Raw genomic sequence first — 8,616 nt, forward strand, 5'->3', positions numbered from 1 at the left:
TTCCTCATACTAAATTAACAGGAATTAAAAGATGCCCCGCCACTCTTCTGCCCTATTTTTTGCATTCTTACTGCTGTGTCCTTTCCCGGCGATCGCCCAAATCATCCCCGATAATTCCCTGGGCGCAGAAAGTTCACGGACTGTTCCCGATACTATCAACAACTTACCCTCAGATAGAATCACTGGCGGTGCAACTCGCGGCGTTAACCTCTTTCACAGCTTGCGCGAATTTAACATCCGTGAAGGGCGGGGAGCTTATTTTGAAAATCCCAGCGGAATTACCAACATCTTCACCCGCGTTACGGGCGGCAACCCTTCTAATATTTTAGGAACTCTGGGAGTTTTGGGAAACAGTAACTTATTCTTAATTAACCAGAAAGGAATTGTTTTCGGTCCCAATGCGCGGTTAGATTTGCGCGGTTCATTTTTAGCAAGTTCAGCAGATAGCATAGTTTTCAATAATGGCGAGCTATTCAGCAGCAGCAATCCCCAGTCATTACCTTTGTTAAATATCAATATACCTATCGGTTTAAACTTTCGAGAAAATCCGGGAAAAATCATTAACTCTTCAGCAGCACCAACCTTAAATTTACCACAATTACCAAGGGGAATCCCGCAGATTTTCAATAACATCGGTTTAGGAGTTGAGCCCGGACAAACTCTTGCACTATTGGGGGGAGATATTGAATTAAATCAGGGAACACTCACGGCATCAACCGGACAAATTTTGTTGGGTAGCGTCGCTAGTCCGGGGATAGTTGGATTGGATACAACGCCATTGGGATTAAGTTTAAACTATGACAAGATTTCCAACTTTGGGAATATAGAAATAAGCAACGGCTCACGGCTCAATACCAGTGGACTAGGTGGCGGCAAAGTCGATATTCGAGGTGGAAATGTCAACCTCAACAATGGGCGAATTTATGCACTGACTTTGGGAAATATCAATGGTAGGGGCATCGATATTAACGCTCAAAATTTTCGGGCCCAAGGTGGGGCGCAAATCTCCACTCTGACAGCAGGAAGTGGTGTCGGAGGCGCTGTGAATATCCGGGCTACCGACTCAGTAGAAATGAACGGGATTGGATTGCCTCTGTATACAGTTTTTGCCGGTAAGTATTTGCTATCTGGATCGATCGCCCCTTTTGACCCCCAACTTGTCCTAATTACTGGCACTGCTGGCAGGGGAAATGCCGGAAGCATTACAATCGACACCGCAAAACTCTTGATGAACAATGGAAGTGCATTGACTACCGGCACCTTCAGTACGGGTAACGCCGGAAAGATAACCATCCGTGCTAGGGTTTTCGATCAAGTCAGTTCTGCGGTCAACAGCGGCACATTTACCGGGAGTGCGGGTGAGGGAGCAGATTTTTCCTTTGAGGGAGAGCGTTTAACCGTAAGTGATGGTTCTGCTTTACTCAGCATAACTCGCGATCGAGGATCATCGGGGGATATTAACATTAAAGCTTCTGAAGCAGTAGAAGTGCTGCGGACTCCTCCTCGAAGTCCCGTAGCAACCTTAATGGCCTCAACTGCCGGCGGCGTGAATGGGCAAGCTGGGGACATTAATATCGATACGAAGCGCTTGAGGATTTCAGACGGAGGCGGAATTAGTTTATCTAGCGGCTCAGTTGTGGGCAACCAACCCTTTAATACAACTGGGGGGCAAGGAGGTAATTTTACACTTAGGGCCACTGAGTCAGTAACAATAGAGGGTATTTCTGGAGTTTTGGCGAACGGCAGTCGGGGCCCCAGTTTTATCTCCGCTGATGCCAACGCTGCTAACCGGGGAGGAAGTATGAATATTTCTACACCCGTATTGACTCTCCGAGGTGGGGGAGTGATGACTACTGCATCTTTAGGCAAAGGAGAAGCCGGAAGCATTACCATTGATGCGGGGCGTGTAGAAATTATTGGTAATGGGGGTCAAGGTGAATTTAACAGTCAAATTCAGACTTCCGTGGGGATTGCCTCTCGCGTTAGAAATCCCAATGCTACGGCTAACGGAGGTTCGTTGAATCTGAATGTTGGGCAATTGATTCTTCGCAATGGGGGAACACTCAATCTGCAAGCCTTGGGTTCGGCACGGGCTGGTAACATTAACGTGAAAGCAGATTCAATTTTCCTTGACAATCAAAGCAGCATTGACGGTAGAACTGAATCCGGTGCCGGAGCAAATATTAACCTTGAAGCACGGGATCTCCAGTTGCGTCGAGGGAGCCGAATCACAACTGATGCCAGTATTTCTGAGGGTGGCAATATCAACATTAAAAGCGATATTCTGGTTACTCTTCCCAACGAAAATAGCGATATTACGGCTAATGCGCGATCGGCCCAAGGTGGTCGCGTTAATATCGATGTCCCGAATGTTTTTGGGTTTACATCAGTCACTCGTGAACAGGTTCGAGCGAGTTTGGGATTAACAGATACTGAATTTGCAGCGTTGCAAGTAAGTCCGACTTCTCTAATTCCTACCAGCGATATTGCGGCGATTTCCCAAAGTAGCGGCCCGGCTTTGCAAGGTACTGTAACATTTAGTTCTTCTGGGGTGAATCCTGCTCAAGGTTTAGTGGAACTGCCGCAAAATGTGGTCGATCCGGCTGCTTTAATTGCGGCAAATCCCTGCACGCAAGGGGCCGAGAGCGCATTTACTGCTACTGGGAAAGGAGGAGTGCCACCGAGTCCTAATGATGCCCTCAGCACCGCTCCAGCGCCCTTTCCTTGGGTGGAAGAGGCAGGAAATTCGGCAACGAGCAATGTAGAGGATTTAACCGATGTAACCGATCGAGGGAAGAAGGAAGAAGGGGAAATCCCCGATCGGGAAGTTGTTCCGGCGCAAGGTTGGGTGGTGAATGCGAAAGGAGAAGTTATGCTTGTTGGATATAATCCGGGTAATGCTGCTGACTCTCGTAATCCTCGACCGAGTTCTGTTTGTGTGCCGCGTTGAAATTAGGTTGTTTTTAAACCGCAGATGTAGGCGGATTAACGCGGATTAACGCAGATAAAGAATAAGATCTATTTGGGTTAATTAGTAGGTGTGTCTGCGGTTGTAATTTTATTTTCTAAATATGAAGTTTACCCGATCGCTCCGGCAAGTAATTCTGTTATTTGTGATTTCCTGTCTGCTATCCGTTGCGATTCCTCCCGGAGTTGCTCAGGTTAATCCACCACAAGCGGTGCAGCTTGTCCGACAAGCTCGAACTCTGTACCAAGAGGAACGTTTTTCGGAAGCTGTACCGTTGTTGCAGCAAGCGGCGACCCAGTTTGAGGCAAAAGGCGAAAATCTCGATCGCGCCACAGCTTTGAGTAATTTAGCTGCAACCTACGGGCAGTTGGGGCTTTGGGAACAAGCAGAACAAGCTGTAAATTCGAGTTTGTCGGCAGTGCGAACACAAGCCAACACTCCCGAACAGCAGCGGATTTTGGCTGAAACTCTCAACATTCAAGGACAGTTGCAACTTGAACGGGGGCAGACTCAAAATGCGATCGATAACTTGGAGTTAAGCGCTAAAATTTTCGAGCAAATTGATAGAAAGAACCAAGTTTTTCAAGTTCAAATTAATCAAAGTCGGGCTTGGGAAACTCTCGGACTTTATCCCAGGGCTTGCAAAATGCTGTTAGCTTCTTTCAAGTTGGAAAACCAAACTTGCGAAGTTTCGACAGCGGGTGTGGAAACTTTGAAAAATCAGCCTGTTTCTATCGAACAAGTCCGGGCAACTCATGCTTTAGGGCGGGTACTGCGGGTTTTGGGACAACTGGAACGATCGCAGGATGTGCTTTCGGCGGGCCTCGAAGCAGCCCAAAAATTAGGTAGCCGATCAGAGGAGGCTGCAATTTATCTCAATCTGGGCAATACGGTACGGGCTAAAAGCAATAAACCGGGTTTGACACCAGAACAGCGGGCTGATTGGGAACGCTTTGCCCTAGAGTATTATGGTCGATCGATCCAGGCGATCCCTGATCGATCGCTTTTACAAATTCAAGCAAAGTTAAACCAATTGAGTTTGTTGATCGATCGCCAAGATTGGTCTGAAGCAGAGGCTTTGTGGCGTTCTCTAGAACCTCAAACCGATCAATTTGGGTCGAACCGCGCCGGACTTTACGCTCAAATTAATCTAGCTCAAAGCTTGATAAAATTAGCTCAGTCGCCTGCGAAAACTTTGAGTTTAAGCGATATTGACACAATGCTCGATCGCTCTGTCGAAAGAGCAAACCGTTTGGGCGATCAACGAATACAAGCTTATATTCTGGCAGCAAAAGGCAAACTATCGGAAATCCAACAGCAGTATCAGAAAGCGGAAAATCTCACTATTCAGGCTTTGACTTTAGCACCAGCGTTTCAATCTCCCGATATTGCTTACCAATTGTTTTGGCAACTGGGACGAATTCGGAAAGCTCAGGGAAATACAGAAGGGGCGATCGCTCAATATACTCAAGCTGTGAATGTACTGTCTTCTCTGCGGGGCGATTTGGTGACAGTCAATCCCGAAGTGCAATTTTCGTTTCGGGAAAGTGCCGAACCGGTTTATCGGGAATTAGTCGGGATGCTTTTGCAAGAGGAATCTCCCAGTCAAGCTAAATTGAAACAGGCGCGCCAAACGGTGGAATCTTTGCAGTTGGCGGAATTGGACAACTTTTTTCGGGATGCTTGCGCTGATGCTAAACCAAAGTCGATCGAGGAAATTGATCCGACAGCGGCGGTGATTTATCCGATTATTTTGAGCGATCGTTTGGAGGTAATTTTGTCAATTCCCGGCAAACCCCTGCGCCGCTACGCTACGAAGAAGTCTCAAGCTGACCTGGAAACTGCCTTCAGACAAGCCAAAAATACCATCAGGCCTGCTTCTTTCCCCCGCAACAGGAGGCAAGCGGTTGAACAGGTTTACGACTGGTTAATCCGCCCCGCAGAGGCGGATTTGACCGCCGCCGGGATTAAAACCCTGGTATTTGTGCTCGACGGTTACTTGCGAAATCTGCCAATGGCGGTACTGCACGACGGTGAAAAGTTTTTGGTAGAAAAATACAGTATTGCTTTGGCGCCGGGATTGCAATTGCTGGCACCGAAACCGCTGAACAAAGTCAAGTTAAAAGTGCTCACCGCTGCCCTCTCCGAAGCGCGTCAAGGCTTCTCGGCTTTGCCGGGGGTGAAGGAGGAAGTTCAGCAAATTGCAGCCGAGATGCCGGCGAGTTCGCTGCTGAATGAAGATTTTGTCAGCGGGCGATTGCACGATCGAATTAAAGCTTTGTCTTACCCGATCGTCCATTTGGCAACTCACGGTCAGTTTAGCTCGAATGCAGCGGATACTTTTATTGTGACTTGGGATCAGAAAGTGAATGTTAAGGAGTTCGATCAACTGCTGCGAGCCCGCACTGGGGAGAGACAACAGCCGATCGAACTTTTGGTTTTGAGCGCTTGCGAAACTGCTTCGGGCGATAACCGCGCGGCTTTGGGTTTGGCGGGGGCCGCAATTCGATCGGGTGCCCGCAGCACCGCCGCCACCCTTTGGCAAGTCAACGACGAATCTACAGCTATCTTTATGACTGAGTTTTACCGGCAGCTTGCTTCTTCTAAAACCAGCAAAGCTGAAGCCCTCCGCAACGCTCAATTAACTCTGTTGCAAAACCCAGAGTATCAGAATCCGTATTTCTGGGCACCTTTCGTGCTTGTGGGCAATTGGCAGTAATTTAAGATGGGGAATCGGGCATTGGGGATTGGGAATTGGGCATGGGGCATGGGGCATCGGGCATGGGGCATGGGGGATTGGGCATCGGGCATCGGGCACCGGGCATCGGGCATCCGGCATGGGGGCATTGGGGATTGGGCTGGCAGACAACAGTCAACAGTCAACAGCCAACAGTCAACAGTCAACAGACAACAGACAACTGACTCAAATGCAGTTGGTTTTTTGTTAAAGTTTGTAAACTGTTAAGAGTGCTTTTTGCATCTAATATTTTTTCGAGGAGTCCCATGAAGCAACTTTTGATTGCTGAGCGCTTTTGCCTAATTGCCCACGTCTTGTCAATGGCTTTTGGATTGGCAGGGTTGCTGCTGATTTTACCCCGTCCCGAATTGGTGATGAGTTTGCCACCAGCAGGGCAAACGCTATTCCAGTGGGGGATGGCTGGGGGTGGAGTAGTTTATATCATCTTTGGTGCAGCAGCAGTTGCTCTCTATTCCTTGCGGACGTTGGGTTGGGGTGCAACTCTGGGTTTTTTACTGCCTTCTGTGTTTTTGTCCTTGAGTAGCGAGTTGTTGGGAACGAGTACGGGTTTTCCCTTCGGCCACTACCATTATTTGAGCGGTTTGGGCTACAAAATTGCAGGGCTGGTGCCCTTTACAATTCCCCTCTCGTGGTTTTATCTGGGACTGGTTTCCTATGTAATTGCTCGCGCTGGAGTAGCTGGCGGTAAAGGTGAACTCAATTGGGTGCGCCAAATAGGGGCGATCGCCCTTGGTGCTTTGCTGCTAACTGCTTGGGATTTTGTACTAGATCCGGCGATGAGTCAAACTTCTGTGCCTTTTTGGGAGTTTGAGGAACTTGGGGCTTTCTTTGGAATGCCTTACCGCAATTTGGCTGGCTGGATGGGTACGGGGGCGCTATTTATGTCTGTAGCAGCTTTCTTGTGGAGAAAAACACCGATTAAATTAGAGCGATCGGAATTGGGTTTGCCCTTAATTGTTTATTTGGTAAACTTTGCTTTCGGAGCAATTATCACTGTAACTTCGTTGGATTCTCGGTTCTGGTTCCCGACATCGCTAGCGGTGCTTCTGGGTGTAGTTCCAGCGATCGCGTTAAGCTGGATCGCTAAACCTGCAGCAGGTGACGTAACCGAAACAATGCCGTCTTTGGATACATCTGTTATCACGGCTGAAATTCCACCTCAGCCCGTGGGCGTTTTGCGTAAGTGAGTTGGTAGTAAGCAACCCCGGCTGATTTAGCAAAAATTTACACTAAATTTTGAGCTAGTTTAAAAACCCGGTTTCTTGTAGAAACCGGGTTTTTCAGTGGCGATTTTTTCATGCCCAATTCATGTAATATGTTTGAGGCAAAAATTTAATAAAATTTTTAAATTGATATCAGTTACCAAAAAAATCAACTGTAAATAAGCTCCCAACCTATATCCCGTCAGTCATTCCCAATTATTCAATTATTCAATAGTATGGTTTTGCCGATCGCCCCTCACCTGTTCTCCCAACCGCTGACAAGTATCATCCCTGTCGCACTCTTGCTGCTACAATTGCCCGCCGCAGCCCTTCTGATGTCGCGTCTGATTAAAGGCCCATCGCGCATCCCGCCCCTGGAACCCGATTCGCCGACGCTGGATTTGTTGGGTAGTTGTACTGCGGTAGTACCGACTTTGAACGAAGCCGATCGAATTTCGCCTTGTTTGGAAGGATTAAGCCGCCAAAGTTATGAACTCCGAGAAGCGATCGTGGTTGACAGCTATTCGGTAGACGGAACCGGAGATTTAGTCAAAGCAGCAGCACAAAAAGACCCCCGGTTTCGCTTGATTAACGACGATCCGCTGCCGACGGGTTGGGTTGGGCGTCCCTGGGCGCTGAATGCGGGTTTTTTGGCAAGTTCCGAAAAGTGCGAGTGGATTTTGGGGATAGATGCGGATACTGTGCCGCATCCGGGCTTGATTGCAAGTTTGCTGAAGACGGCGAAAGCTGGAAATTACGATTTGATTTCGCTCTCGCCGCAGTTTATCCTCAAGTATCCGGGGGAGTTGTGGCTGCAACCTGCTTTGTTAATGACTTTGGTTTATCGGTTCGGGCCGACGGGGACTGGCGGGGATGTGCCGGAACGGGTGATGGCGAACGGTCAGTGTTTTCTCTGTAAGCGCGAGGTTTTGGTGGCATTGGGGGGCTATGAGGTCGCGAGGGGTTCGTTTTGCGATGATGTGACTCTGGCTCGCTATGCGGCTGCTAAGGGCTTTAAGGTGGGCTTTTTGGATGGGGCTAAGGTGTTGAAGGTGCGGATGTATGAGGGGGCGATCGAGACTTGGAATGAATGGGGTCGATCGCTGGATTTAAAAGATGCTGCTTCAAGCGGTCAAATTTGGGGCGATTTGTGGCTGTTGCTGGCGGTTCAAGGTTTGCCGGTGCCGATTGTGTTGTGTTATTTGCTGTTTGGTTCGCTGCCGGCGGTTGGTGTATTTCCGCACTTTTGGCTGTTGGGATTGAATGTATTTTTGGTTGCGGTGCGATCGGCTTTGTGTTTGGCGATCGCTCCTTCCTACGATACAACTGGCGCATCGGGTAAATGGCTGTTTTGGCTGTCACCTTTAGCCGATCCGCTGGCGTTTTTACGAATTCTAATTTCTGCTTTAAATCAGCCTACTCAGTGGCGCGGCCGAAAGTATGAATAATCGTTAAATTTTTGCTAGACCTTTTAAAATTGGTAGAAGTGCGATCGCTGTGGAGACGAACAACCCAAGCCCTGAAAACATCCTCGCTCCGTTAACCTTAATCAGCCTGGAAATCAATAACGTATTAATGTCATTGCTCACGGGGATTGTTAGCTAGCGCGCCCCATTACTCACAAGTTAAGCTAAAAGCACTATTGTCAATGAGTAAAATTACTCATCTTTTACCTGTTGACCCAATTA

At 48.3% G+C, this 8,616-nt stretch carries 5 protein-coding genes; all 5 read left to right on the forward strand.

What is annotated here, in order from left to right; all coding sequences use genetic code 11:
* Positions 1-31 precede the first annotated feature (31 nt).
* Positions 32-2,950, forward strand: a complete 2,919-nt coding sequence (locus tag QUA83_RS09940; protein WP_333292883.1) for a two-partner secretion domain-containing protein — start codon at positions 32-34, stop codon at positions 2,948-2,950.
* 121 nt (positions 2,951-3,071) lie between these two features.
* Entirely contained in the window at positions 3,072-5,687 is a 2,616-nt protein-coding gene (locus QUA83_RS09945; protein WP_333292885.1) for a CHAT domain-containing protein, read from the forward strand.
* 41 nt (positions 5,688-5,728) lie between these two features.
* Entirely contained in the window at positions 5,729-5,890 is a 162-nt protein-coding gene (locus tag QUA83_RS09950) for a hypothetical protein (RefSeq protein ID WP_333292887.1), read from the forward strand.
* A gap of 81 nt (positions 5,891-5,971) precedes the next feature.
* Positions 5,972-6,913, forward strand: coding sequence for a gamma-carotene 1'-hydroxylase CruF (gene cruF / locus QUA83_RS09955; protein WP_333292888.1), 942 nt, complete (start codon positions 5,972-5,974; stop codon positions 6,911-6,913).
* 251 nt (positions 6,914-7,164) lie between these two features.
* Positions 7,165-8,376: a 2'-O-glycosyltransferase CruG gene (gene cruG, locus QUA83_RS09960; protein WP_333292890.1), complete on the forward strand. Its 1,212-nt coding sequence runs from the start codon at positions 7,165-7,167 to the stop codon at positions 8,374-8,376.
* The last annotated feature ends 240 nt before the right edge of the window (positions 8,377-8,616 follow it).

Source organism: Microcoleus sp. K1-B1 (genome assembly GCF_036704705.1).
GTDB lineage: Bacteria > Cyanobacteriota > Cyanobacteriia > Cyanobacteriales > Microcoleaceae > Microcoleus.